Genomic DNA, 25,703 nt, shown 5'->3' on the forward strand with positions numbered 1-25,703 from the left:
CGATGGCAGCCCAGGCAATCACGCTTGCTCGCCCCTACGCCCGTGCCGCTTTCGAGTTGGCGCAGGCGGATGGTTCACTCGCCGACTGGTCGCAGGCGCTGGCTTTCGCCGCGGAAGTGGCGAAAGATCCGCGCGTGACCGCGCTGAGCTCCGACCCGCGTGTGCAACCGAACCAACTGGTTGCGTTGCACCTACCCAATGGCGACAAAGCCGAAGGTGCCTTCGGCAAGTTCCTCGGGGAATTGGCTGAAAAACGTCGCATGACACTGCTGCCGGAAGTGGGTTCGCTCTATGAAACCTACAAACGCGAAGCCGAGTCGCAGTTGCTGGTGAAAGTCACCAGTGCCATACCTCTGGATGCTGCGCAGGCTGAACAGCTCAAGGCATCGCTCAAGCGTCGCTTCAAGCGCGAGATCGAACTGGATACCCAGGTCGATCCTTCGCTGCTCGGCGGCGTGCTGATCGATACAGGCAGCGAGGTGATCGACGGCTCCGTCCGCGGTCGTCTGCAGCGCCTGGCTTCGGCTCTCACAAATTAGTTTCACGCGAAGTCCTCTTCGCGAAGAGCAAAAACCTGCCATCCATGGCCGGACTCTTAAAGAAAAGCATACACATTCAGGATAACGACCATGTCTAGCACCACCCTGAACCCGTCAGAGATCAGTGAACTGATCAAACATCGCATCGAGCAGTTCAAGCTTGGCGCGGAGGCCCGCAACGAGGGCACGATCATCAGCGTGTCCGACGGCATCGTGCGCATCCACGGCCTGGCCGATGCGATGCAGGGCGAAATGATCGAATTGCCGGGCAATTCGTTTGCGCTGGCCCTGAACCTTGAGCGCGACTCCGTTGGCGCGGTAGTATTGGGTGAATACCAGCATCTGCGCGAAGGCGACGTTGCCAAGACGACCGGTCGCATTCTTGAAGTGCCGGTTGGCCCAGAAATGCTCGGCCGCGTCGTCGATTCACTGGGCAACCCCATCGATGGCAAGGGCTCGATCAATGCCAAGCTCAGCTCGCCGATCGAAAAGGTTGCGCCTGGCGTGGTGTGGCGCAAGTCAGTCAATCAGCCGGTGCAAACGGGCTACAAGTCGGTCGACTCGATGATTCCGATCGGCCGCGGTCAGCGCGAACTGATCATTGGCGACCGCCAGACCGGCAAGACCGCGCTGGCCGTCGATGCGATCATCAACCAGAAAGACTCCGGCATTAAGTGTATCTATGTCGCCATCGGCCAGAAGCGCTCGTCGATCGCCAACGTGGTGCGCAAGCTGGAAGAGAATGGCGCGCTGGCCAACACCATTGTGGTCGTTGCTTCCGCTTCCGAATCGGCCGCGTTGCAATACATCGCGCCATACTCCGGTTGTGCCATGGGTGAATACTTCCGCGACCGCGGCGAAGATGCGCTGATCATCTATGACGACCTGTCCAAGCAGGCTGTGGCCTACCGCCAGATCTCGCTGCTGTTGAAGCGCCCGCCGGGACGCGAAGCCTATCCGGGTGACGTGTTCTATCTGCACTCGCGTCTGCTTGAGCGTGCTGCGCGCGTGTCCGAAGAGTACGTCGAAAAATTCACCCACGGCGAAGTGAAAGGCAAGACCGGTTCGCTCACCGCGCTGCCGATCATCGAAACGCAGGCTGGCGACGTGTCCGCATTCGTGCCGACCAACGTTATCTCAATCACTGACGGCCAGATCTTTCTGGAAACCGACCTGTTCAACGCTGGTATTCGTCCAGCCGTGAACGCTGGCATCTCGGTATCGCGCGTGGGCGGCTCTGCGCAGACCAAGATCGTGAAGAAGCTGTCCGGTGGTGTGAAGCTGGCGCTTGCTCAATACCGTGAGCTGGCGGCATTCGCACAGTTCGCTTCGGATCTCGACCCAGCTACGCGTGCCCAGCTCGATCGCGGCCAGCGCGTCACCGAGCTGATGAAGCAGTCGCAGTATGCGCCGCTGTCGATTGCTGAACTGGCCTTGTCCGTGTACGCCGCTGAGAAGGGCTACCTGGACGATCTGCCGGTGAACAAGGTGTTGCCGTTCGAAAAGGGGTTGCATGCCTTCTTCCATCAGAACTACGCAGATCTGATCAAGAAGATCGTGGCGACCGGCGACTGGAACAACGACATCGAGGCGAGCTTCAAGGCCGGTCTTGACGAGTACAAGAAGACCGGTAGCTGGTAACAAGAGCAGGGAATCGTCAATCGGAAATCGGGAATCGTCAAAGCGCATTGTGCATTTGCTGCGATTCCCGATGGATGATTTCCGATTCACGACATAGCAAGCATAGCGAGCGAAGCACATGGCAGGCGGACGTGAAATCAAATCCAAAATCAAGAGCACGCAAAACATGCGTAAAGTGACGCGTGCGCTTGAAATGGTCTCGGCCTCCAAGATCCGCAAGGCGCAGGATCTAATGAAAACTTCACGTCCCTATGCGCGTTCCATGCGCAAGGTGATCGCTCACGTTGCGCAGGCCAGCACGGACTTCAGTCACCCGTTTCTCAACGAACGCGAGAAGGTCGCGCGCGTAGGTTACGTGGTCGTAACGACCGATCGCGGCCTCTGCGGCGGCCTCAACTCCAACCTGTTCCGTCGCTTGCTGCCCGCCATCCGCGAATGGCAAGACAAGGGCGTGCAAGTTGACGTGGTTGCGATTGGACAGAAAGCAGTGCAATTTTTTCGGCGCATCAAGGGTGTGAATCTGGTCGGTAGCGTCACGCATCTGGGTGAGCGTCCGAAGGTCGAGCAGCTCATCGGCGTCATCAAGGTGGTGCTGGATTCGTATTCGGAAGGCAAGCTAGATCGCGTTTTTCTGGCCTACAACGACTTCGTCAACACCATGACGCAGAAGCCGTCCATCGACGCGCTGCTGCCGCTGCCCGCGGTGGCCGCGGAGCTGGAAGCACAGCACGTGAAGGGTGTTGCGTTGGAGCAGTCGCATGACTGGGATTACATCTACGAACCCGATGCCGCTACGGTGCTTGAGCACGTCCTCGGCCGTTATATCGAGTCAGTGGTGTACCAGGCCGTGCTGGAAAACCTCGCCAGCGAACACGCCGCTCGCATGGTCGCGATGAAGTCCGCGTCGGACAACGCTACCAAAGTGATCGGCGAGCTGACGCTCAGCTACAACAAGGCGCGTCAGGCCGCGATTACTCAAGAAATTTCTGAAATCGTAGGTGGTGCCGCAGCTGTATAAGTGCGGTCATCCATGACCGCGAAGATTAAAAAGCTGCCTTCCATGACAGCACTTTTAAATTTGAGAGCGACGCCCAGGCGGCGCTTTGGCAGTAAAGACCAAACACTTTTTTAAAGATCCATCCGGAGCACATCCATGAGTCAGGGCAAAGTTGTACAGATCATCGGCGCGGTTATCGACGTCGAGTTCGCACGCGATCAGGTGCCGCAGGTGTATGACGCACTGAAAATCGACGGTACCGAGATCACGCTGGAAGTCCAGCAGGTGCTCGGCGACGGCATCGTGCGTACGATCGCCCTCGGTTCCACTGACGGCCTGAAACGTGGCCTTGTCGCGCGCAATACCGGTGAAGGCATCAAGGTGCCGGTCGGTAAGGCCACCCTCGGCCGCATCATGGACGTGCTCGGCAATCCGATCGATGAAGTCGGTCCGATCAAGGCGGAAGACCATTGGGTCATCCACCGCGAGGCCCCGGCTTACGACGAACAGGCGCTGGCCAACGAGCTGCTGGAAACCGGCATCAAGGTGATCGACCTGGTGTGCCCATTCGCCAAGGGCGGCAAAGTCGGCTTGTTCGGCGGCGCCGGCGTGGGCAAGACCGTGAACATGCTTGAACTCATCAACAACATCGCCACCCAGCACTCGGGTCTGTCGGTGTTCGCTGGCGTGGGTGAGCGTACCCGCGAAGGCAACGACTTCTATCACGAAATGCAGGACGCCGGCGTCGTGAAGATCGACAACCTACCGGAGTCGAAAGTGGCGATGGTGTACGGCCAGATGAACGAGCCGCCGGGCAATCGTCTGCGCGTGGCCCTGACCGGCCTGACCATGGCCGAATACTTCCGCGACGAGAAGGACGAACACGGCAAGGGCCGTGACGTGCTGTTCTTCGTCGACAACATCTACCGCTACACCCTGGCTGGTACCGAGGTGTCCGCACTGCTTGGCCGTATGCCGTCCGCCGTGGGTTACCAGCCGACGCTTGCCGAAGAAATGGGCGTGCTGCAGGAACGCATCACGTCCACCAAGACCGGCTCGATCACCTCGATCCAGGCCGTGTACGTGCCCGCGGACGACCTGACCGACCCGTCGCCAGCCACCACCTTTGCGCACTTGGACTCCACCGTGACCTTGTCGCGCAACATCGCGGCGCTGGGTATCTACCCGGCCGTGGATCCGCTGGACTCCACCAGCCGCCAGCTCGATCCGCAGGTGGTGGGTCAGGAGCATTACGACGTGGCCCGTCGCGTGCAGGGCATGCTGCAGCGTTACAAGGAACTGAAGGACATCATCGCGATTCTCGGCATGGACGAACTGTCCGAAGAAGACAAGCAGGTCGTGTACCGCGCACGTAAGTGCGAGCGCTTTTTCTCACAGCCGTTCCATGTAGCCGAAGTGTTCACCGGCTCACCGGGCAAGTACGTGACGCTGAAAGAAACCATCCGTGGCTTCAAAATGATCGTCGACGGCGACGTGGACCATATTCCGGAACAAGCGTTCTACATGGTCGGCACCATCGACGAAGCCATCAAGAAGGCAGAGGAAATGGCTGCCAAGAAGGCGGCCTGATTAAGCTGGGAATCGTCAATCGGGAATAGGGAATCGACAGAGCGCCTTTCGCGGTTCCCCACTCCCGATTCCCTTCGAGCGAAGCGAGAAATTCTATGAGCACCATTCGTTGCGACATCGTCAGTGCCGAGGCCGAGATCTTTCATGGTGAAGCGGTGATGGTGGTCGCCACCGGCGAGCTGGGCGAGTTGGGTATTACGCCCCGTCACGCGCCGCTGATCACCCGCCTCAAGCCGGGCCACATTGACGTGGTGCTGGAAGGTGGTGAGCGCCAGCAGTTCTACGTTTCCGGCGGCATCCTGGAAGTGCAGCCGCAAGTGGTAACGGTGTTGGCCGACACGGCCGCTCGTGCCGCCGATCTGGACGAAGCCGCGGCGCAGCGTGCCAAGAAGGAAGCCGAAGCCGCGCTGGCCAATCGCACCGATGCCGTTGAAGTGGCTGAGGCTCAGGCCAAGCTGGCCCAAGCACTGGCCCAGCTTCAAGCGCTGGAGCGCTTGCGCAAGAACCTCAAGCACTAAGGCCCGGAACCTTATGCAGCAAAACGCAAGCTCAGCTCCTTATCTTTCGTAGCGAGCGGTCGTCGGGAAAAGCTCGCTTGTGCAGAAAACGTTTGCCCGCTGTAACCACGTTGCTCATCGTGGACCTCGCAACAACGACACACACAGACACCGTCGCAACGCTCATAAGCGCTGCTATGAGAGTCTGACAAATTTTAAACAATCTTTGAACTTCTCACAGTTCACATTGGCAACTAGGGGGCATCCATTGCTCATGCAATAAGTGGGAAGGGCTTATGCGCACGGCACACTTGTTTGGCTTCGTATTGGCGTCATGGGTGGTTGTACTGCTGACGCTTGCACCCAGATTGACCCGGGCCGCCGACAACCCGCCATTGAGCGCGGAGGAGCAGGGCTTTCTGATCCAGGCTATGTCGGACAACGCCGCGCAGATCACCATGGCGAAACTGGCTTTGCAGAAATCGCAAAACCAGAAAGTCATCGGCCTTGCCAACACGGTCATGCATGAGCGCATGGACCTCGATGCCAATCTCGTGCGATTGCTAGCCACAGGTGTAGGCAGCATGAAACCTGCCGCGAACAACGAAGCATCGATGACCTCGCTACAAGCGTTGAGTGGCGATGCTTTCGACAAATCCTATGCCGGTCTGCTGGTGCGAGATCACAACAGGATCATTTCCGCATACGAATGCAGCAAGGCCAATTCCACCAACCTCGCGCTGCATAACATCGTGCGCAAAGCCGTACCTGAGCTGCAAGGCAATCTGATGGTGGCGCTCACAGTACTGCGTTCGTCGGATTGGGCGCCGGCAGCACATCAGCAGGTATTGACTGCAACGGATACCCGCTCGAGCAAAGCCATGATGTTCATGGGTGAGCCGCTTACCTCGATCGTTACGGCACCGTGGTGATGCGCTAACGATCAAGCTCGACTGTTGCTGTCGCAAGTATTCGGTCTGCACTTCAGCATGGGCACGATCTTGGTTGCCCACGGCAAAGTTGGATGATCATTGACAGCCGCATCGACACAGGAGGAACCCAGCCTGCAATGTGGATGGTTGCTGGCGTCTGCGCCATCCATGGCGAAGACGTCGGGGACAAGCTGCCAATCAGAAGCATGGATGTTCGAATGGCACTCACATCCTCTTGCGAAGAATCCGTTACGGCGTGCGGCTACCGGAGTTAACGGCAGGCGCCGGTTCCAGATTGAACGAGATGGTAGTGATCTTGGCATCCAGACCCTGCACCACGGCTGGCGTTAGGTCGTTGGTCATGTTGCCGCCCAGCACCACGGCGCGATCCAGCAGCAAGCCGCAGTTCTTGCTGTTATACGCACTGACGATCACCGGTTGTGTGTATTGTGCGATCTGGTCCATCGCCTTGGCGCGGGTGGCCTCCAACTGCCGCCCTTTGGTCTGCTGATCGGTCTGCACGGCTTGCATGCGTTGTGCCAGAGCCTGTTCCTGCGATTGACGCTGATCGGCGGAGAGCGACGAGGCTTTCGCACGGTACGCCTGCACGTCTGCATCGAGCGGCTTGCGCTCGGCATCAATCTGCCTCTGTGCTTGTTCGGCCAACTGCTTCAAGCGTGCCGAAGCGGCCAGGCCGACCTTGGCATTGGCGAAGATCGCCTCGCGGGACAACAGGCAGATGCTGGCCACCGCAGGGCCATTCAGCGGCATGTTGCCGCCGGTGCTGGCCTGGGCGTGCGCGGCAGTGGCTGGCATTCCGACCAGAGCAACTACTGCAAGAGCCATAAGGGTTCGGTCGATACGCATCGCGATTCCTTTATTGGGTGAAGTGCGAAATGAATAAGATCGCATTAATGCCGGCGTTTTGCACCGGGCACGGCGCTTTTAGCGCTGCGGCATCCTGCCAAGAGCCCGATTGATTCTTTGCGCTCCTGTTCAAACTACGCCTTTTGCATCTGCCACTGGGCCTGCTGGCCTTGCAAATCCTTACTGGCCGAGTGCTTACCACTCGGCCATGCTGCCGTCACTATGGCGCCAGATCGGATTACGCCAGCGATGTCCCACCACCGCACGCTCGGCGACATAGGCTTCATTGACTTCAACGCCCAGGCCCGGTCCGCCCGGAATGGTGACATAGCCGTTCTCATAGGCGAACACGCTGCGATCGGTCACGTAATCGAGCAGATCGTTGGCAGCGTTGTAGTGAATGCCCAGGCTTTGTTCCTGGATAAAAGCGTTGTGGCAGATCGCATCGAGCTGCAGATTGGCCGCCAGCGCGATCGGGCCGAGCGGGCAGTGCAGGGCGAGCGCGACGTCGTAAGCCTCGGCCATGGTGGCGATCTTGTGGGTTTCGGTAATGCCGCCGGCATGGGACGGATCAGGCTGGATGATGTCCACGCCGCCCGTCTCGAACACGCGTTTGAAGTCGTAGCGCGAGTACAGTCGCTCACCCAGTGCAATCGGTGCGGGGGACATCGTGGCGAGTTCCGGAATGGCTTCCAGGTGATCCGACAGCACGGGCTCCTCGATAAACATCAGCTTGAACGGCGCCAGCTCGCGCATCAGCACCTTAGCCATCGGCTTGTGCACGCGGCCATGGAAATCGAGGCCAAGACCGATATCCTGACCCACGGCATCGCGCACCGCCTGCACGTTTTCCAGTACGCGTTGCACTTTCGCATAGGTGTCGACGAAGTGCATTTCTTCGGTGGCGTTCATTTTCACGGCGGTGAAGCCACGCGCCACCGCATCCTTGGCAGCCTTGGCCGTATCCGCCGGACGATCCCCGCCGATCCACGAATACACGCGGATGCGTTCGCGCACCGGTCCACCCAGCAAGGTATGCACGGGTACGCCAAGGTGCTTGCCCTTGATATCCCACAGCGCCTGATCGATACCGGCGATGGCGCTCATCAAGATCGGGCCGCCGCGATAGAAGCCGCCGCGATACAGCACGTTCCAGTGATCTTCGATATGGCGCGGATCCTTGCCGACCAGATAATCCGATAGCTCATCGACCGCCGCCGCCACGGTATGCGCGCGCCCCTCCACCACCGGCTCGCCCCAGCCGCTGATGCCCTCGTCGGTATCCACCCGCACAAACAGCCATCGCGGCGGAACCAGGAAAGTGGTGAGACGGGTGATCTTCATGTGTGAATTCCTTGAGAGCCTTCCTTCCAGGCTCGTGCAAAGGCGCGAGCGCGGCGACCGATATCGTCAGCGCTGCGGCCAGGGACGTAGAGCGCGGAACCAAGGCCAAAACCGTTGGCGCCAGCCGCGATGTAGGGCGCCATCGATTCAGGCGCGATGCCACCAACCGGCAGCACGACGAGATCGCGCGGTATCACAGCGCGCCAAGCCTTGAGCGCGGCCGGTCCCAGTTGTTCGGCGGGAAACAGCTTGATGGCGTCAGCGCCGGCCTGGATCGCCGAAAACGCTTCAGTAGGGGTGGCAACACCCGGCACGCAATACATGCCGGCGCGCTTGGCCTCTGCGATCACGACGGTGTCAGCGTGCGGCATCACGATCAGGCGGCCACCGGCGGCGGCAATCTGCGCAACCTGCTCGACACTCATGACGGTGCCTGCGCCAATCAGAAAGTTGTCACCCAGTGCGGAGGACAGCAAGCGAATGCTTTCGAGCGGTTCCGGCGAATTCATCGGAACTTCGATCACGCGAAAACACGCGTCGGCAAGCGCACGGCCTACATCCAGCGCGTCCGACGGCCGTAGGCCGCGAAGGATGGCTACCAGAGGAAAGGGATCCAGCCAAGTGCGGATCATGCGTCGGCTCCCGAATAAGAATGCAGAACAGCTTGTTCAAGCAAGCCGGCCACCGAGGCCAGTTGCCAGAGTCCCTGCGCGGCGGCATCGTCGATCACCGACGGTATGGGATAGCCAAAGATCGCCGCAGCACTGAGGTAACGCTGGCACAGCAAAGGTTCGCCGATCAGGCAAAGCGGTGCGATACCACCATCACGCAACAGAGCGATGCGGAATTCTTCGCCGATCAGCAAACCGGAAAGGAAATCCAGCAGGTCGTCGAACGCAAGCTGGCCAGCCAGCATCAAGGCGCGTGTCGAGAATAGGCAACTGGAGAGACCCGCTGCACCACTTTCCTTTATCGCGCGCAGGCCACGCACAAAGGCGACATGCGAGAAGGGGTGGGTGGACTCGGCGGAAGCGCCCACCCCCAGGATGGAATGTTTCATCAGCAAGGCGTACAGCTCGCCGGTCATCACCGTATCGAAGGCGACGATGCGCCCATCGTTGACCGTGGCCCATTTGCTGTGCGTTCCGGGCAATACGAAGCGTGCGTTGTTCCGGTAAGCCGGATGCTGCGCCAGGGTACCGATGATTTGTGTTTCCTCACCACGCATCACATCGGCAGGACGGACCCTGCGCAAACCGGGTGCAATCCATAGCGCATGGCTGGTACAGGCTTCAACACGCACCATGCCACGTGCGATAGCCTGCGCATCGGCGGGCAAGTCGACATAGGGCGCCTCGCACCAGCCCTGCCGACTGCCGACCATGCCGGACGCGACGATGGTGCAGGGCGGCCAGCCCGACGTGATCGCACGCAGCGCTGCGGGATAATCGCCTTCCGGCAAGTGACGGATACCCCATGCATGCTGGCGTGTGTCGACCACTATGCCGCCGGCATCAAAGAGATAGGCACGCAGACTGCTGGTACCCCAATCCAGACCGATCAGCCGTGCTCGGGTAGTCATGCGAATTTCCTGCTGCGCGGCTTACCGGTGATATGAGCGCGCGAATCGAGAATCATCCGTTGCATGGCGCGACGTGCCACTTCAGGCTGGCGCCGGCGGATCGCTTCATAGACCTTGCGGTGACAAGGCAATGAATACTTGAAATCGTTGCTCTTGCGTGCCGAGAGCACAAAGTAGGAACCGAGCGCGGTTTCCACCACGGAGAACAGCGAAATCATCAACTCGTTGTTGGTAGCGACCAGCACGGCCTCATGGAAGGCCAGGTCGGCTACCGCCCATTCATCGCTATTGCACGAAGCCTCCATCGCCTTGTAAGCCGTTTCGATGTGCTCGAATTGATCGACATTGCGGCGGCGCGCTGCCAGAGCGGCTGCGGCGGGCTCGAAAATCTCGCGCATCTCCGCTAGCTTCTGCACGAAATCCGCGGTGGGCATCGAGGCGCAGCGCCATGCCAGCACCTCGGCGTCGAGCTGTTGCCAGTAGCGTTCCTCGCGCACACGCGTACCGACTTTCGGCCGCGCCTCGATCAGACCCTTGGCGGAAAGTACGCGCATCGCTTCGCGCAGGGCCGTGCGGCTCACCGCCATCTGCTTCGCCAACATTTCCTCGCGCGGCAACGCCTCGCCCGGTTGGAGTGCGCCGTTGACGATACGCACACCAAGCTCCTGGATGACGTGGCCGTGCAGGTTGCGGGCGATCGGGGCTCTCATAAGGGTCTAGAGATGATGAAATCGTTCGTGGATATGGCACTTCCTGCCGCAACTGCACCATCTGAAGCAGTGCCGGACTTCGTTCGAATATAATCATACAATATGCGCAGATGCGAGTAGCCAGGCCGGACCCATTTTGTAAGGTTTCTGAGTAAATTTGTAAGGTGCCTGACCGGCCCTGTGAACAACCCGTTCTTCTTAATGACGAGGTCGATGCGCAAGATTGGGACACGATCTGGCATAGCTGGTTTCGACTTCAAGAACGCCAAGCAAGCCATGGATCAACCCATGTGATCAAGAGACAGGGTCTGCGCCGAGGCGACGGCTAAAGCGGCAACCCATGCAGCGGTTTCGGGCCGGCTCTGAGACAATAGCCAACCGTTCCACCTGCCCCGCCCCGCATGCTGCGACTGACCGATATCAAGCTACCGCTGGACCACGCCGAGGAAGCGCTGGTAGCGGCTATCCGTACCAAATTACATGTCGGCTCTCAGGCTATTCGCGGTTACCGCATCTTTCGCCGCGGCTATGACGCCCGCAAGCGCGGTGCGATCCAGCTTATCTATACGCTGGATGTGGAGGTGGCTGATGAGGCGAAGCTGCTGCTGCGTTATACGGACGATCCACATGTACGTCCAACACCCGATACGAATTACCGTTTCGTGACCCGTGGAACAAAAGGCATGATCCATCGACCGGTGGTCATCGGTATGGGCCCTTGCGGTCTATTTGCCGGCCTGATCCTGGCGCAAATGGGTTTTCGCCCTATCATCCTGGAGCGCGGCAAGGCGGTGCGCGAGCGTACCAAGGACACCTGGGACTTGTGGCGCAAGCGCAACCTGCATCCCGAATCCAACGTGCAATTCGGCGAAGGTGGCGCAGGTACGTTTTCCGATGGCAAGCTCTACAGTCAGATTTCCGATCCGCATCATTACGGGCGCAAAGTGCTTGCCGAGTTCGTAAAGGCGGGCGCGCCGGAAGAAATCATCTATGTAAGCAAGCCGCATATCGGCACGTTCCGCCTGGTGACGATGGTGGAGAGCATGCGCAACACCATCGAGTCGCTCGGTGGCGAGATTCGTTTCGAGCACCGCGCGGACGACTTGCACATCGAGACCGATGCCCAGGGTATCCGCCATGTGCGCGGCGTGGTGCTGGCAAATGGCGAGCAGATCCGTACCGATCATGTGGTACTGGCGTTAGGCCATAGTGCACGCGACACCTTTGAGATGCTGCACAAGCGCGGCGTGTATCTGGAAGCGAAACCCTTTTCGATGGGTTTCCGCGTCGAACATCCGCAATCGATGATCGATCGCGCGCGTTTTGGTCCGCAAGCTGGCCATCCGCTTCTTGGCGCGGCGGATTACAAGCTGGTGCATCACTGCCGTAACGGCCGTTCGGTCTACAGCTTTTGCATGTGTCCTGGCGGCACCGTGGTCGCGGCAACCAGCGAGCCAGGACATGTGGTGACGAACGGCATGAGCCAATATTCACGCAACGAGCGCAATGCGAATGCCGCCATCGTCGTGGGTATCGAACCCAGTGATTTCATACCCTACGATGGTAGCGGCAGTCCGCTGGCGGGTATCGCGTTGCAACGTCACTGGGAAAGCCGTGCGTTCGAGCTTGGTGGTGGCACCTATGAAGCGCCAGGGCAACTGGTCGGCGACTTTATCGCCGGGCGTCCATCCACCGCCTTTGGTGAAGTGCAACCTTCCTACCAGCCCGGCGTGCATCTGACGGATTTGACGAGTGCCTTGCCCGATTACGCGGTGGAAGCCATACGCGAGGCGATGCCTGCGTTCGACCGCAAGATCAAGGGTTTTGCCCAGCACGATGCTATCTTTACGGCCGTTGAGACACGCACATCCTCACCGGTTCGCGTGCGTCGCAACGATGTCGACTACCAGAGTCTCAACACGTGCGGACTGTTCCCTGCCGGTGAAGGAGCAGGTTATGCGGGTGGCATTCTTTCCGCGGGTGTCGATGGCATTCGCGTGGCGGAAGCGGTGGCTTTGAGCATCGTCGGCATGCATCAGGAAACCTATGCTCACTGACGCACTCAAGGACAACATCCGCGAGGCTTACACACGTATCAAGGACGGGCTACCCGGTTTCCGCGCGCGTCCCGCGCAGTTGCGCATGATTGCCGAAGTAGCCAAGGCATTGGCTCAATCCGGTGGTGCGGCGGTGATCGAAGCCCCTACTGGCACCGGCAAGTCGATGGCCTATCTGGTCGCCGGTGCGGAAGTGGCCAAGGCGCAGAAGAAAAAACTGCTGATCGCAACCGCCACGGTGACTTTGCAGGAGCAGTTGGTCGAGCGTGATATTCCGTTGTATCTGAAGCTCAATGGTAGTGAAGCAAAAGTTGCGCTGGCCAAGGGCCGGGGACGCTATCTGTGCCCACGCAATCTACACATGGCAGCCGGCAGTATCGGCGAGAACAACCAGATGGGCCTGGGCTTCGATGCTGATCTTGCCTTGTGGAGCAAACCACCGGCGGAACGCGACAAGCAGGTGATACGCAAGCTCACCGATGCCTTCGATCGCAACGAATGGAATGGTGATATGGATGCCGCGCCAGAAACACCCGGCGATATGCTGCGCGCGCTGATCACCACCAGCGCCGGTGGCTGCACGTCGCGCCGTTGCGGACACTTCATGATCTGTCCGTTCTTCGCCGCGCGTCGCGCCGTTGCCGATGCGGACATCATCGTGGCCAATCAAGATCTGGTGCTTTCCGATCTCACCCTTTCCAGCGGCGAAGAAAGCTGGGGCGGTGTTTTCCTGCCCAAGCCTGAAGAAACTGTCTACGTGTTCGACGAAGCGCACCACATGCCCGACAAGACCATCGATCGCGGCGCGTCGGATGTGCCGCTGGGTTTGGCCGTGCGGCAAATCAATCGTCTGACTCGACAGGTGCACGCCGCTTATTCGTTGACCGACAAGGAAGTGATCGGCAAGCTCACGCTGGGCGCCGGCGACGAAAAACTGCAGGAACTCAGCGACGCGCTGGAGGCCCTGGAAAAGGACATCCGCCAATCCTGGCTGCCCGATCCGGGCCAAACCGAACCCATGTATCGCGGATCGCTGGGGCAGTTGCCGGAAATTTGGTCTCATCACGCCGGCATGCTGTATGTCTACACTGCGGAAATACAGCGCTGGCTGACGGCTGTGCGGCGAACCGTTACTGAAATGAGCGAAGGTGGCCCCACGCAGGAAGCCTTGTCGCGTGAACTGGGCATCGCACTGGAGCGTATCGATCGCCAGGTACGCACGTGGCATGCCTGGTCCAGTGATGATCCTGAGCATGCGCCGCCGCTCGCGCGCTGGGTCACGCTGTCGCCGGATCAGCAACTCGTTTGTCACGCTTCCACCGTTTCAGCCGGCGACTTGTTGCGCAATATTTTGTGGGACAACGCCAGTGCAGCGGTCATGACCTCAGCCACCTTGAGCGCAGGCGGCAATTTTCGCGGATTTGCCGACGCCGTGGGCCTGCCGGACGATGCGGTGACGATAAGCCTGCCTTCCCCGTTCGACCTGAGTGTGCAGGCACGCCTGGAGGTACCCGCCTTGTCCGCACTGCCCGATACACGCGAACAGCACGCGCAAGAAGTGACGGATTGGCTGGCGAAACACCTGGATTGGGATGCCGGCAACCTGGTGCTGTTTACCTCCCGCGCGAAACTCGAGCGCGTCTTGCAGCGCCTGCCTATCGACAAGGTGCGCAGAGTGCGTGCGCAAGGCTCGCTGGGCAAGACGCAATTGATTGCCGAGCACACGGCCGCTATCGAAGCAGGCAAAGGCAGCACCTTGTTCGGCCTGGCATCGTTCGGCGAAGGCCTCGATCTGCCTGGCAAGTTGTGCGAGACGGTGGTCATCACCCAATTGCCATTTGCGGTGCCAACCGATCCAGTAGGCGCCACTTATGCGGAATGGCTAGAATCGTGCGGGCGCAATCCGTTCCTGGAGGTCGCCGTGCCGGAAGCCACGCGTCTGCTCACCCAGTACTGTGGGCGCCTGATCCGAAGCGAAACGGATCGCGGGCGCATCGTGCTGCTGGACCGGCGCGTCGTCACACGGCAATACGGCAGTCAGATGCTAAAAGCATTACCCCCTTTTCAGCGCGTGATCGAGCGAAGTACATGAGCATCATCCGTCTTCGTGATTGCCCAGCCATGCCGTGGAAAAATGGCATGGGTCGTACACGTGAGCTTGCCGTCCATCCGGTCGGTGCCGGCATGGATGAATTCACCTGGCGCGCGAGCGTGGCGGAAGTCGATAGCACAGCACCGTTTTCCGCGTTTCCAGGTATCGATCGTCACATCGCTCTACTTGAAGGCGCCGGGTTCATCATGGCCCTGGACGATGGACGCACCCATGCGCTGACCTCGCCCTTCATGCCGTTTACATTCCCTGGCGAAGCCCAGGTGAGCGTAACCTTGCGTGGTGGCCCGACGCGCGACTTCAACCTGATGCTGCGCCGCACACGAGTGCATGGCGAGCTGGTAGTGTGGGACGAACCCGGTCGGCAAGTGGTGGATGATGCGGTGGCCTTGATCTATTGTGCGCAAGGCCACGTCGATACGGCGGACGGGCGCCTGCAAACAGGTGATGCGTGGTTGCCAGGGCTGTCATCGACTGGGCGTATCGCACTGGATCCTGGAACATTGACACTTGTCGCGCGAGTGGAATCGCGCGGAAATTAGCCATTGCTGGCGTTTCTTCCAAGGGGTCTCCACTATGATCATGTTGGTCTTCGGTCTTATCGTTTTCCTCGGCTTGCACTCCCTTCGCATCGTGGCCGACGACTGGCGCAAGCAGCAGATCGCGCGCATCGGGCTGCATCGCTGGAAAGGCTTCTGCTCCATAGTCGCGCTCATCGGTATCGGGTTGATCATCTGGGGGTTCGGGCTGGCGCGGCAGCATCCGGTGCTGGTTTACGCGCCACCGCTTTGGCTGCGCCATCTCAACAGTTTGTTCATGCTGGTGGCACTGATTTTTCTTGCGGCAGCGCGCGTACCCCGCAACCATATCAAGGCGAGGCTGGGTCACCCTCAGGTACTGGCGGTGAAAACCTGGTCGTTCGGCCATCTTCTGGCGACCGGCATGTTGCACGACCTGGTGTTGTTCGCGCCGTTCCTGGTCTGGTCGGTGGTGTTCTTCATCGTGTCGCGCAGGCGCGACCGCCGGGACAGCACGGTTTATCCGGCCGGTACGGTCAAGGGTGACGCGCTCGCGGTGGTGATGGGGGTGGCGGTCTGGACGCTGTTCGCATTCTGGCTGCATAACCTGCTGTTCGGCGTGAATCCGTTGACCTGAATGGTTTTTAGATAAGTCACCTGATGACATCGTCCAGGGTGAAAAGAGGGATGCGGCTATGAACGCCAAGCTTATTGCCCCTCCACCACCGGCAAGCTGATAAAGCTCGCATGATCCGGGGTATGCCATACCCGTTGCGTAGCCTTCACATAATCCGACGCTTTCGCATCAAAGATGTTTGGCACGAAGGTCTGCGGATTGCGGTCATATAACGGGAACAGGCTGGATTGCACCTGCACCATGATGCGGTGTCCCGGTTGGAATACATGGTTCACGGTCGGCAAGCGGAAGCTGTAAAGCAACGGTGCATGGGCTTCGATCGCCTGCGGATGCTCAAAGCTGGTGCGATAGCGGCCGCGGAAAATATCCAGCGAGATCGGCAATTCATAGCCGCCCATGCTCGGGTTGGACGGCACAGAATCCGGGTATACGTCGATGATCTTCACCACCCAGTCGCTGTCCGTACCACTGGTTGATGCCACCAGGTTCACTTGCGGTGCGCCGCCCAGATGCATCGGTGTGGTCAGCGGCTCGCTGACATAGGTGAGTACATCCGGCCGACCGTCGACAAAGCGCTGGTCATTGAGCAACCAGTGCGTCCAGGCTTCGTGATCGGAGCCCACCACCGGACGCGGCTGATATGGCACCGGCTTGGCCGGATCGGAAACGTATTCGTCGTACTTGGCATCACTGGCTGTGGGCGCTTCGAATGACAGGCGACCATCTGCTTCGAGGTAAATCGGCTTGGGTTTCGATACACAGCCGTTGTCACATGATAGCGGCCAATGCGTGTAACGATCCCAATGGTTCTCGCCCGTGTTGTAGATGAACACCGGCGGCGTGTTGGCCTTCGGCGCGCCATCTTTCAGGTATTGATTGAAGAACGGCAGCAATACGTCGCGGCGGAATTGCAGTGCGGTATCGCCATCCCATTTCATGGGACCGAGCGTGCTGCCATCGTAGTTCGCCTGGCTGTGCCGCCACGGGCCCATCACCAGGTAGTTCTTGGTGTGGGTGATGTCCTTGGGTTCCATGACTTCGTAGCTATGGATGGCGCCCCACATATCTTCCTGATCCCACAAGCCCTGCTCCCACATGGTGGGCACCTTCAGCGGTTGGTTGACCAGGATCTGGTCCAGCGCCTGATTCGACCAGAATGCATCGTAGGCCGGGTGCTCATGGATCTTGCGCCAGAACGGCAGTGCATCCAGTCCGTTGGCATGCGCGAAGTCACCGGCGGAGCCCACGCGCAGGAAATTGGTGTAATCGTCCAGACCCTGGCGCGGGATCATGTAGCCCGTGCCTTTCTTGGTGGTCTGGAAGGTGATGTAGTCCAGGTCGTTCTGACGGAAGGCGCCGTAGTGGAACCAGTCGTCACCCATCCAGCCATCCACCATCGGGCTTTCCGGCGCGGCGACCTTCAACGCCGGGTTCGGGTTGATCAGCGCCATCACCACGGTGAAGCCCTCGTATGACGAACCGAGCATGCCGACCTTGCCATTGGACTCGGGAATGTTCTTCGACAGCCAGTCGATGGTGTCGTAGGCATCGGTGGATTCATCCACCTTGCCGTGATTGAGCGGTCCGCGCAGCGGCAAGGTCATCACATAGTCGCCTTCGGAGCCGTACTTGCCACGGATGTCCTGGAACACGCGGATATAGCCTGCTTCCACGAATACTTCGTCACCCTGTGGTAACAGATCCAGCATGTGCGGCGACAGCGTGCGCTCGGTGCGGCCGTCCGCGTTGTAGGGCGTGCGCGTCAGCAAGATCGGCGCATTGTGCGCACCCTTCGGAATCACGATGACCGTGTGCAGCTTTACGCCGTCGCGCATCGGAATCATCACCACGCGCTTGATGTAGTCGTTGGCATCGGTCGGCGCGGTGAAGTTCACCGGAATATCCGGCGTGAGCGGCGCGGTCTGGGCATGGATGCTCGCAGCGGACAGGGCCATTGCGAGTGCCGTAGCAAAAAGCAGGGAACGAATCGGATACATGAGGATCTCCACAACAGCCGCCCCAACCCTAAGGCAGCGGGTGCCATCGATGTCTGGAAAGCTGCTCTCCCGGCAGCATGGAGACTTTAAGACAACGCTGATGGAAAGCCATGCATGACTTTTTGCCTAGTGACCCCTTGCATTTGCTAACCGCAGGTGGAGGATGGAAGGCTAGCCCATCGGGGAACCTTCATGAGGTCAGCCGCTTTGTGCGACGAGCGAAGTCACTGGGTCCCGGCCTGCGCCGGGACGACGAGCAAAAACCTGTGACTTTGACGCTTCGACGTCGCCTCTCGTTTTATCAGCCACTTTTTTCCAAGTCATGCCGCGCTAACCCAACCTGCGAATGACCTTCCGCAGGGCTGCGGATTCAAAGGCCACTCGGTCTCGCCAAGGAAACGGCCCATCGGCCCGAAGCGGCGTTCCACGATGCGTCCCCGGCCCTCGTTATCGATCGCCACGACGGTGCTGGCGCGCGTGCCGTAATACTCGCCACGGATAAAGGCGGAAGACAGCCAGCGCTCACGCTCCAAGCCAATGCCCGTATCCGGTAACGTCTCATCAGGCGCCTGCTGCTCGTTGGCCAGCGCGCGGAACAACGGTGCGAAATCCACTTCATGGCCGGCATTCATCCAGGCCTGCAAGCGCACCATCAAGGCCTTGGTCTTGGGCCAGGGCGTATTGAAGTCCGCATTGGAAAGCCCATGCACACCGGGCTCGATCCGTTGCACCTTCGCCGTTGGGCGATTGCCGATGTAGAAGCCGTGATCGACATCGAAAGTAAGCAGATTAAACGGTCGATAGCTGGCTGCCGTTGCCATCACGTTTTGCGCATGCTGGGTGGCGTCGTCGGGGCCAGCGAGGTAATCCGTGGCAAGCAGACCGCGCGACGTGCCGTGCTGCGGATCGCGCGGATCGCGCATGTTGGTGACGACACAGCATCGGCCCGACTCGGTGACACCTAACCACGTGCCGCCGGCTTCCCGATCACGGCCGCCAATGATCGCCAGATCTTTCCAGTGGCATAAAGGGTTGCTTGGCCGCGCATGGAATTCATCGCGGTTACCCGCCAGCAGTAGACGCCAGCGTGGGTGGCTATGCCAAGCGAACGCGATCAGGCACATAGAGGCATGGATTCTAGCTCATCGGCGGGACGCGCGCCGCCGTACCGCCTCCGCCCAGCGAACAGCCAGCCGTGGCGCCGTCATAAAAACTGTTTCATCCGTTATCGTATTGCTCCATTTGAATACTGCCCAGATCTACCACCATCTACGTCAGTTTTCACGGCGGCGTGCCTTCGGAAAAACGCCCGGCCTTGGTGGAACGCTTTCGCAACGATCCTGCATGCCGCGTCTTTCTTTCCATCGATGCCGGAGCCACAGGGCTCAACCTGCAACACGCCTCCGTACTGGTGAACATGGATCTGCCGTGGAATCCGGCCACCGGAGCACAACGGCTCAATCTGCCGTTACCCTCCGGGGAAACCGCCAGCAAGCTCGCTGATGCTTGCGCATTATTAGCGGAAACCTTGCGAGGGAGGTCTTGAAGTCAATAAGGGATGCAGTAGCGGCTGCTTTGTTCACCGGAGCCAGGAATTCATGCAAGCGCGCCAGATCGGAAAGAGCCTTACCGGTCCACTTCAACTCCATCAACGAGGCACCGGGAGTGTCTCGTCGGTGCCAAGGCTATCTGCCCACGCTTGTACGGCCTGATGGTCGATGACGTGACCTGCGTCAACGTCGGCCAATGCCTCTCGGGTCAGGCGGTCACGCTCTTCCTCTTGGGCAATCCAGGCTGTGAGCGCCTGCTTCAATATCCAGCCACGTGGACGCTCAAGACGATCGGCCAAGCGGTCGACTTGCTCGGCTAGCGAAACCGGTACGTGGGCGGTGAGAACACGGGTTGCAGCTTTCGTCATGGCGACCTCACGATCAATTGACACGGCACATCCTTGCGATCTGATTCAGATGTAATCTGAATGATTAAATCCGATTACATCAATGAAAGCTGGGATTACATCCCAGCGGCAGCAGCCCCTTGCGGATACCGCGACGACAGCTGCGGCCGATTTCCTGTCGATCCCCCTTCGACACGCGCTAACAGACCACTCCGGCTAAAATGTCCGTGAGGCCGCGCCAGAGCGCCATCCGTGCCATCTCGCCGGAACAAGCCAGCTCGGACATAATCAGCTTTATGCCGACCTATTCCAACGCCTTTCACCCACTTTCAGCCGCCCTGATCGCCTGCGCGATCGCCTTTTTCGCCATCGTCCCCATACCCGTCCGAGCCGCACAGGACGGCAAGACCCAGGCCCAACAGGCCGAGGCCAGGCAGCAGTTGGCCGACTTGCGTACCAAGATGCAAGCACTGACCAAGGAGCAGGCGGACACCGCCGCGCGCCGTGATAGCGCCAACGCTGCCCTGGCCAAGCAATCCGACGCCGTCGCCAGCGCGGCCAGAGCCGTGCACGATACCGACGCGCAGATCGCCGCCAAGCAGCAACAGCTCGATCAGTTGCAGACGCAACGAAATGCCCTCAACCAGCACCTGGACAGCCAGCGCGCAGCGATTGCCGATCTGCTGCGCGCCACTTACACCGTCGGCCAGGGCTCCGACCTGCGCTTGCTGCTCGGTGACGAGGACATCGCCCGGATTGCCCGCTCGCTCGCCTACTCCAAGTATTTCCAGCAGGACCGCGTGCAAAAAGTGCAGGAGCTAATGACGCAACTCACCCAACTGCAGGACCTGGAAAACCAAGTCGCCACCGATCAGCAAGCCCTGCAAGCGACACGTACGCAGCGCCAGCAGCAGGCCAGCGCGCTCGAGCAACAGCGCAAATCGCAGCAGCAACTCGCCAGCCAGATCGATGCGCAATACAAGAATGAAGCACAGAAGCTAACGGCGATGAAGCAGAACGAGCAGTCGCTCAATGACTTGCTGGTCAAGTTGCAAAAGGCGATCGACGAAGCCGCTCGCGAGGCGGAGCGTAAGGCACGCGCCAACCCGACCGTACCTGGCGCCAACACCGGCAAGGCGCTGGCCAATATTCGCGGAAACTTGCCGTGGCCGGCTGCCGGGCCGGTGCACAGCTTCGGCAACGGCGTGTTGATCAGCGCACCGCGCGGCAGCGAAGTGCATGCGGTGGCGGCCGGCCGCGTGGTCTACGCCCACTTCATGCGCGGCTACGGCCAGCTCATCATTCTCAGCCACGGCAATGGCTGGCTGAGCATGTACGGCAATAACGAGACTCTGCTGCACGGAGTGGGGGACGACGTGGCATCGGGCGAGTCGCTTGGCACGGCCATGCTTGTCACCAGCGACAGCAACGGCGTGTATTTCGAACTGCGCCACCATGGACAGCCGGTCGATCCGCGAACCTGGTTGAGCCAGAAGCGATGACCTCTACCCATGCGATAGCTGCTTCCCCCACGTGCAAGGGAGCCATGTCACGAATGTGCAGGTCCTTACGCCAAGACCAGCCAGACAACGCCATCGCAACAAGGATCGGCGTATTCTGTGGCGACTGAATTCGGACGGTGCCGAACAGTCTCAACATTGCCGTCATCTCTTTTCCTGTGGAGTTTGCCCCATGCGTTTCCCCCGTCACTGCCTTCTCGCCCTGCTGCTGGCGACGCCTGTGCTGCATGCACAAGTGGCGACTGATACGGGTGCGAACGCCGCGATCGATAACGGCAGCACCCCTGCCAAAGCGTCCAGCAGTGCCACCCCGGCAGACCAGGTCAACATGGACGACGTGAGTAATTTTGCGCACGTGTACCAGGTCATCCGCCAGGCCTACGTGGAAAAGGTCGACAACAAGACCCTGATGAACGATGCGATCAAGGGCATGCTCTCCGGCCTTGATCCACATAGCGCCTACCTCGACAAGGAAGGGTTGCAGGAACTCAACGAGGACACCACCGGCCAGTATGGCGGTCTCGGCATCGAGGTGATGGAGGACAACAGCCTGTTGCGCATCGTATCCCCGATCGACGACACGCCCGCTTCACGCGCGGGCATCAAGCCGGGGGACGTGATCACTTCGATCAACGGCAAAGCGGTGACCCCCGACAACATCGACGACATGTTCAACGCCCTGCGCGGCGATCCCGGCACTAAGATCTCGCTAGGCATCCTGCACGAAAAGTCGGAGCAACCGGTCACCATGACCATGACCCGCGAACGCATCTCGATGACCAGCGTGAAGGTGCGCGAACTGGAACCGGGTTATGCCTATATCCGCATCAGCCAGTTCCAGGATGACACCGCCGGTGATCTGGAGAAGAAGCTGGGTGACCTGTTGAAAAAGAATGGTACGCAGAAAGGCGCCGTTCTCGACTTGCGCTCCAACCCGGGCGGCCTGTTGACTGCTGCCGTAGGCGTTAGCAGTGACTTCCTTGATTCCGGCGCCATCGTGACCACGCATGGCCGCCTGCCGGATTCCAACCTCACCTTCACGGCCCACGCCGGTGGCGACTTGTTGAACGGCGCACCGATGGTCGTGCTGGCCGACAACGGCACGGCCTCGGCAGCCGAGATCGTTTCCGGCGCACTGAAAGACAATCATCGTGCACTGATCGTCGGTCGCCGCACATTCGGCAAGGGCGTGGTACAGACGGTGCTGCCGCTCGATGCCGATCACGCGGTGAAGTTGACCACGGCTCGCTACTACACCCCGAACGGCACCTCGATCCAAGCTGAAGGCATCAAACCGGATATCGCACTGGCGGATTTGACGGTCGCCAAGGTGGACAACTCGCAGGAACCCATGAGCTCGGAAGCGGACCTACCGCATCACTTGGCCAATGAAGCTGCTGCGGTGGCCGGTGGCAACATCAATAACGATGGCAGTGCGGAGAACGCCAAGCTGGCGACCACTGACTATGCGTTGTCGCAGGCGTTGAATATTTTGAAAGGGCTGGCGCTAAGGCGCGATAGTGGGACGCCCGCGGCCAAGGCGCAATAACGCACACACTCACCCCTTGTCATCCTGGCGAAGGTCCACTGTTAGCGGAAAATTCGCGGCACGGCACTCCTCTTCCCAGAAGGGAGAGGGAAATGCCAGTGTAAGACGAACCTTAAAAATCCTTCTGCAACGTCAGGTACACCCCACGCCGCGGCCCATATTGCGGCGCCCCCACGCCCACACCGGTACCGCTACGCAGTTCATACGTGCGATCCAGCGCATTGATCAGCGCAAGCTGTGTATGCAGCTTGCCGAAGCTCTCAAAGTTGAAGTCATGCGAGACATTGAGGTTTAGCTGGAAGTAGTACGGCAGCGAAAGACCATTCGGCGTGAGGCCATCCTCGCGCAGGCCGCTGCCGAAAATGTAATCAGCGCCGACCTTGGTGGCATCGGTGATAGCGTAGTTGATGCCACCGGATGAGGTCAGCTTCTGATCGTGGTCGAGATGGATCCAATGATCCGCGATATAAGCCAGTTCATCCGGACTGAAGTTGTACTGGCTGGTGATCACATCCTTGCCCATCGCGCGGCTGTAGGCAAAGTTGAAGTACGCGGACAGCGGCCCCTGGTTGTAGGTCAGGCTGAACTCGTTGCCGCGCACGCGACCGTACTTGTAATTGAAGGTGGAGTACACCAGCGCCGCGCCGAACTGACCCTCATCCTGCAGACGATCCACCTGGCGGTAGTAGGAATCGAAGCCCAGGGTCCACGCCGAACCGATGTTCTGCGAAATGCCGACGTCGAAGTAATGGGAGCGCTCAGCCAGCGGTGTGTTGTTGCCGTAATTCTTCACCGCGTTGGTGGTGCCAGCGAATGCCTCGATGTTTTCGGTGGAAATCAGCTCGGTCTGCGGCGGCGTAAAGTAGCGCGAATAACCAGCGTGCACCGTGGTGCTATCGGTCGCCTGCCAGACCACGCCAACGCGTGGGCTCAACTGGCTTTCCTCGCGGAATGCCTGATAGCGATCACCACGCACGCCATAGTTGACGGTCCAGCTATCGTTGATATCCCACTGGTCCTGGACGTAGGCAGCCATAGTTTTAGCGAGGATGCGATCGCCAGTGAAGATGCTGAAAGGCACCGTGCTGGTCTGGTTGCCTGCGTCATCGGCCGGGAACACTTGCGAATAAGTATGGGTGTAGGCGCGATCGAGTTCGCCGTACAAACCGTAGCGCAAAGTGTGATTGCTGGCCCACGGCATGGAGAAGTCCGCCTGCAAGGTCGTGGCGCGGTCGCCCTGGTTGATCTGTCCGGCTACGCCGTTGAACATCAGGTCGCCGATGTCATCGGGGTAATACTGCAAACCGCTGTAACGCTGACCCACCGATACCTGGTAATGGGTGTCGGCGAACTTGCCCTGTAACGCCAGCGCGCCGAAACGCGTTTCTTCGTCCTGACGTTCGTTCAGATCGGCGGAGTTGAAGGTGGTGATATCCAAATAACCGAACTGCGGCACCTGGCTTGGATTGTTCGGAATCTGGAAACGATTGTTGGTCGAGCCGAACATCAGGCTCAAACGTGTGTCGTTGTTGATCAGGTACGTGACATCACCGAACGCCTTGATCTGGTTGGTATGATCGTGGATCGGGTCGCGGCTCGGAGTTGGATTTTCGATCCCGATGTTGTTCTCCAGATAATTGGCCGTGAAGAAATAACTCCAATTGCCGCTGTGCCCCCACAGCGAGGCATAGGGATTCACGGTACCGAACGAACCACCTGTGATACCCACGCTGCCACCGTTGTTGAGGTCGGAGCCACTTTTGGTGTTGATGTCCACCACGGCCGCCGTGCGCTCCCCATATTGCGCTGGCAAGGCGCCGTCGAGCAGGGTGACGCTCTGGATGGTTCGCGGATCCAGCGACTGACCGAAGCCGGAGATCGATTCCGGAATCATCACGCCATTGATGCGGTACTGCAGATTGGCGTGGTCGCCGCGCACATGAAGCTGGCCGTAGGAATCCTGTACCACGCCCGGCGCCTGCAGCAGCACCTGGTTCATCGGGGTGGCATCGCCCAGCGGCAACGCCTGGATGTTCTGCGCGGTGATGACGTACTGGCTGCTGCCCGTATCCGGCGACAAACCGTTGCGAGCCTGGTCGAGCGCTGCGGTCACGCTTATCGTGCCTAGCTGCTGGACCTTGGAGGGGCGCCGATTGCGCGAGCCCGCGGCACCGCTTGTGTCATCGGCATTGCTGTCCGCCGGTTGTTGGGCAGTCGCGGCCGACGAGGCGACGGCGGGGGTTGTACCAGGGATATCCAGCGTGGGAATCGCTGTGGCTGCATAACTGGAAACCGCATATAGCGCGAGGCTGAGTCCAAGAGCGAGCGGGGACAATTTCATGCAGGGGTTCCGGACGAGTGTGGTTTGGGTCGGCCGATCGGAAGGGGGCTAATTTCGATATGTTATAACATTTCTATCGCATCCCGACATCCCTCCCAGAAGTCATGCCCGTCGGAATGGGAGAATTGAAGAACCACACGCGCACGGCGGGTGGTTTGCGCCAGTCGCCCCTGCGAGGAAGATGGAGTTAAAATCCCGCAGTTCCGGCAGGGCGCACCGCATGATCTCCGTTTGGACAGCACTTCAGTGACCGCATGCAGGTCCCGAAATCCGATATACGACGCGCTCCCCCCACCCGCATATACCGTGCACCCCCGAGTGCGCAAGGTGCAGTCATGGTGGCGCCGGCACCGCCCAGCTATTACGAGGAACACAGGT

At 59.7% G+C, this 25,703-nt stretch carries 22 protein-coding genes; 13 read left to right on the forward strand and 9 right to left on the reverse strand.

Annotation, left to right across the window (positions count from 1 at the left end):
* Window positions 1–2: 2 nt before the first annotated feature.
* The 6 genes from EO087_RS11315 (at window position 3) to EO087_RS11340 (ending at window position 6,196) form a co-directional block, all read left to right on the forward strand.
* The gene (locus tag EO087_RS11315; RefSeq protein ID WP_128898955.1) at window positions 3–539 is read left to right on the forward strand and encodes a F0F1 ATP synthase subunit delta; all 537 of its coding nucleotides are present in this window, start codon (window positions 3–5) and stop codon (window positions 537–539) included.
* Window positions 540–629: 90 nt separating this feature from the next.
* Complete coding sequence (atpA, locus tag EO087_RS11320) at window positions 630–2,180, forward strand: F0F1 ATP synthase subunit alpha (RefSeq protein WP_128898956.1); 1,551 nt, start codon at window positions 630–632, stop codon at window positions 2,178–2,180.
* A 118-nt stretch (window positions 2,181–2,298) separates the two neighbouring features.
* Window positions 2,299–3,198 (forward strand): F0F1 ATP synthase subunit gamma, encoded by a 900-nt coding sequence (atpG, locus tag EO087_RS11325; protein ID WP_128898957.1) that lies wholly within the window; start codon window positions 2,299–2,301, stop codon window positions 3,196–3,198.
* Window positions 3,199–3,333: 135 nt separating this feature from the next.
* The gene (gene atpD / locus EO087_RS11330) at window positions 3,334–4,767 is read left to right on the forward strand and encodes a F0F1 ATP synthase subunit beta (protein ID WP_128898958.1); all 1,434 of its coding nucleotides are present in this window, start codon (window positions 3,334–3,336) and stop codon (window positions 4,765–4,767) included.
* Between the two features lie 95 nt (window positions 4,768–4,862).
* A complete protein-coding gene (locus EO087_RS11335) occupies window positions 4,863–5,285 on the forward strand; it encodes a F0F1 ATP synthase subunit epsilon (RefSeq protein ID WP_128898959.1) in 423 nt (140 codons plus the stop codon).
* 275 nt (window positions 5,286–5,560) lie between these two features.
* Complete coding sequence (locus tag EO087_RS11340) at window positions 5,561–6,196, forward strand: DUF4142 domain-containing protein (RefSeq protein WP_128898960.1); 636 nt, start codon at window positions 5,561–5,563, stop codon at window positions 6,194–6,196.
* Between the two features lie 249 nt (window positions 6,197–6,445).
* On the opposite strand, the gene EO087_RS11345 is transcribed toward EO087_RS11340, so the two are convergent.
* From EO087_RS11345 to EO087_RS11365, 5 genes are all read right to left on the reverse strand, one after another.
* Entirely contained in the window at window positions 6,446–7,063 is a 618-nt protein-coding gene (locus EO087_RS11345) for an OmpH family outer membrane protein (RefSeq protein WP_128898961.1), read from the reverse strand.
* A gap of 195 nt (window positions 7,064–7,258) precedes the next feature.
* On the reverse strand, window positions 7,259–8,407 hold the full coding sequence (dgoD, locus tag EO087_RS11350) for a galactonate dehydratase (RefSeq protein WP_128898962.1): 1,149 nt from the start codon (window positions 8,405–8,407) through the stop codon (window positions 7,259–7,261).
* On the reverse strand, window positions 8,404–9,039 hold the full coding sequence (locus tag EO087_RS11355; RefSeq protein ID WP_128898963.1) for a 2-dehydro-3-deoxy-6-phosphogalactonate aldolase: 636 nt from the start codon (window positions 9,037–9,039) through the stop codon (window positions 8,404–8,406). Before EO087_RS11355 ends, dgoD begins: the two co-directional genes overlap by 4 nt.
* A complete protein-coding gene (locus tag EO087_RS11360; RefSeq protein ID WP_128898964.1) occupies window positions 9,036–9,989 on the reverse strand; it encodes a 2-dehydro-3-deoxygalactonokinase in 954 nt (317 codons plus the stop codon). Before EO087_RS11360 ends, EO087_RS11355 begins: the two co-directional genes overlap by 4 nt.
* Window positions 9,986–10,699 carry a FadR/GntR family transcriptional regulator gene (locus EO087_RS11365; RefSeq protein ID WP_128898965.1) on the reverse strand — a complete coding sequence of 238 codons (714 nt, stop codon included), beginning with the start codon at window positions 10,697–10,699 and terminating at the stop codon, window positions 9,986–9,988. The genes EO087_RS11360 and EO087_RS11365 overlap by 4 nt, the downstream gene beginning before the upstream one ends.
* Window positions 10,700–11,100: 401 nt before the next feature.
* On the opposite strand from EO087_RS11365, the gene EO087_RS11370 reads away from it, so the two are divergent.
* Genes EO087_RS11370 through EO087_RS11385 form a run of 4 tightly spaced genes read left to right on the forward strand, consistent with a single transcriptional unit; the run spans window position 11,101 to window position 16,021 of the window.
* Window positions 11,101–12,756 carry an NAD(P)/FAD-dependent oxidoreductase gene (locus EO087_RS11370; protein ID WP_128898966.1) on the forward strand — a complete coding sequence of 552 codons (1,656 nt, stop codon included), beginning with the start codon at window positions 11,101–11,103 and terminating at the stop codon, window positions 12,754–12,756.
* The gene (gene dinG / locus EO087_RS11375) at window positions 12,746–14,848 is read left to right on the forward strand and encodes an ATP-dependent DNA helicase DinG (RefSeq protein WP_128898967.1); all 2,103 of its coding nucleotides are present in this window, start codon (window positions 12,746–12,748) and stop codon (window positions 14,846–14,848) included. The genes EO087_RS11370 and dinG overlap by 11 nt, the downstream gene beginning before the upstream one ends.
* Window positions 14,845–15,408: a HutD family protein gene (locus EO087_RS11380; RefSeq protein WP_128898968.1), complete on the forward strand. Its 564-nt coding sequence runs from the start codon at window positions 14,845–14,847 to the stop codon at window positions 15,406–15,408. Before dinG ends, EO087_RS11380 begins: the two co-directional genes overlap by 4 nt.
* The gene (locus EO087_RS11385) at window positions 15,377–16,021 is read left to right on the forward strand and encodes an NnrU family protein (protein WP_240669035.1); all 645 of its coding nucleotides are present in this window, start codon (window positions 15,377–15,379) and stop codon (window positions 16,019–16,021) included. Before EO087_RS11380 ends, EO087_RS11385 begins: the two co-directional genes overlap by 32 nt.
* A 71-nt stretch (window positions 16,022–16,092) precedes the next feature.
* Here EO087_RS11385 and EO087_RS11390 read toward each other — a convergent pair whose 3' ends face one another.
* Window positions 16,093–18,018: a CocE/NonD family hydrolase gene (locus EO087_RS11390; protein WP_128898969.1), complete on the reverse strand. Its 1,926-nt coding sequence runs from the start codon at window positions 18,016–18,018 to the stop codon at window positions 16,093–16,095.
* Window positions 18,019–18,338: 320 nt separating this feature from the next.
* Window positions 18,339–19,142 carry an NRDE family protein gene (locus tag EO087_RS11395; RefSeq protein ID WP_128898970.1) on the reverse strand — a complete coding sequence of 268 codons (804 nt, stop codon included), beginning with the start codon at window positions 19,140–19,142 and terminating at the stop codon, window positions 18,339–18,341.
* 167 nt (window positions 19,143–19,309) lie between these two features.
* Here EO087_RS11395 and EO087_RS11400 point away from each other — a divergent pair, with 167 nt between their 5' ends.
* Window positions 19,310–19,564, forward strand: coding sequence for a C-terminal helicase domain-containing protein (locus EO087_RS11400; RefSeq protein WP_205744354.1), 255 nt, complete (start codon window positions 19,310–19,312; stop codon window positions 19,562–19,564).
* Between the two features lie 102 nt (window positions 19,565–19,666).
* On the opposite strand, the gene EO087_RS11410 is transcribed toward EO087_RS11400, so the two are convergent.
* On the reverse strand, window positions 19,667–19,960 hold the full coding sequence (locus EO087_RS11410) for a ribbon-helix-helix domain-containing protein (RefSeq protein ID WP_240669036.1): 294 nt from the start codon (window positions 19,958–19,960) through the stop codon (window positions 19,667–19,669).
* Between the two features lie 182 nt (window positions 19,961–20,142).
* Here EO087_RS11410 and EO087_RS11415 point away from each other — a divergent pair, with 182 nt between their 5' ends.
* Both EO087_RS11415 and EO087_RS11420 read left to right on the forward strand, forming a co-directional pair.
* Window positions 20,143–21,417: a peptidoglycan DD-metalloendopeptidase family protein gene (locus tag EO087_RS11415; RefSeq protein WP_240669037.1), complete on the forward strand. Its 1,275-nt coding sequence runs from the start codon at window positions 20,143–20,145 to the stop codon at window positions 21,415–21,417.
* A gap of 190 nt (window positions 21,418–21,607) precedes the next feature.
* Window positions 21,608–22,984: a S41 family peptidase gene (locus EO087_RS11420; protein ID WP_128898971.1), complete on the forward strand. Its 1,377-nt coding sequence runs from the start codon at window positions 21,608–21,610 to the stop codon at window positions 22,982–22,984.
* A gap of 112 nt (window positions 22,985–23,096) precedes the next feature.
* Here the strand turns inward: EO087_RS11420 and EO087_RS11425 are convergent, their stop codons facing one another.
* Window positions 23,097–25,325: a TonB-dependent receptor gene (locus EO087_RS11425; protein WP_128898972.1), complete on the reverse strand. Its 2,229-nt coding sequence runs from the start codon at window positions 25,323–25,325 to the stop codon at window positions 23,097–23,099.
* Window positions 25,326–25,703: the final 378 nt, after the last annotated feature.

The organism is Dyella sp. M7H15-1, from assembly GCF_004114615.1.
In the GTDB taxonomy this organism is placed as follows: Bacteria; Pseudomonadota; Gammaproteobacteria; order Xanthomonadales; family Rhodanobacteraceae; genus Dyella_B.

Excerpts from the sequence above, each read along its gene's own strand:
- EO087_RS11315 (WP_128898955.1), top strand. The coding sequence starts at position 3 with ATGGCAGCCCAGGCAATCACGCTTGCTCGCCCCTACGCCCGTGCCGCT.
- atpA (WP_128898956.1), top strand. The coding sequence starts at position 630 with ATGTCTAGCACCACCCTGAACCCGTCAGAGATCAGTGAACTGATCAAA.
- atpG (WP_128898957.1), top strand. The coding sequence starts at position 2,299 with ATGGCAGGCGGACGTGAAATCAAATCCAAAATCAAGAGCACGCAAAAC.
- atpD (WP_128898958.1), top strand. The coding sequence starts at position 3,334 with ATGAGTCAGGGCAAAGTTGTACAGATCATCGGCGCGGTTATCGACGTC.
- EO087_RS11335 (WP_128898959.1), top strand. The coding sequence starts at position 4,863 with ATGAGCACCATTCGTTGCGACATCGTCAGTGCCGAGGCCGAGATCTTT.
- EO087_RS11340 (WP_128898960.1), top strand. The coding sequence starts at position 5,561 with ATGCGCACGGCACACTTGTTTGGCTTCGTATTGGCGTCATGGGTGGTT.
- EO087_RS11345 (WP_128898961.1), bottom strand. The coding sequence starts at position 7,063 with ATGCGTATCGACCGAACCCTTATGGCTCTTGCAGTAGTTGCTCTGGTC.
- dgoD (WP_128898962.1), bottom strand. The coding sequence starts at position 8,407 with ATGAAGATCACCCGTCTCACCACTTTCCTGGTTCCGCCGCGATGGCTG.
- EO087_RS11355 (WP_128898963.1), bottom strand. The coding sequence starts at position 9,039 with ATGATCCGCACTTGGCTGGATCCCTTTCCTCTGGTAGCCATCCTTCGC.
- EO087_RS11360 (WP_128898964.1), bottom strand. The coding sequence starts at position 9,989 with ATGACTACCCGAGCACGGCTGATCGGTCTGGATTGGGGTACCAGCAGT.
- EO087_RS11365 (WP_128898965.1), bottom strand. The coding sequence starts at position 10,699 with ATGAGAGCCCCGATCGCCCGCAACCTGCACGGCCACGTCATCCAGGAG.
- EO087_RS11370 (WP_128898966.1), top strand. The coding sequence starts at position 11,101 with ATGCTGCGACTGACCGATATCAAGCTACCGCTGGACCACGCCGAGGAA.
- dinG (WP_128898967.1), top strand. The coding sequence starts at position 12,746 with ATGCTCACTGACGCACTCAAGGACAACATCCGCGAGGCTTACACACGT.
- EO087_RS11380 (WP_128898968.1), top strand. The coding sequence starts at position 14,845 with ATGAGCATCATCCGTCTTCGTGATTGCCCAGCCATGCCGTGGAAAAAT.
- EO087_RS11390 (WP_128898969.1), bottom strand. The coding sequence starts at position 18,018 with ATGTATCCGATTCGTTCCCTGCTTTTTGCTACGGCACTCGCAATGGCC.
- EO087_RS11395 (WP_128898970.1), bottom strand. The coding sequence starts at position 19,142 with ATGTGCCTGATCGCGTTCGCTTGGCATAGCCACCCACGCTGGCGTCTA.
- EO087_RS11420 (WP_128898971.1), top strand. The coding sequence starts at position 21,608 with ATGCGTTTCCCCCGTCACTGCCTTCTCGCCCTGCTGCTGGCGACGCCT.
- EO087_RS11425 (WP_128898972.1), bottom strand. The coding sequence starts at position 25,325 with ATGAAATTGTCCCCGCTCGCTCTTGGACTCAGCCTCGCGCTATATGCG.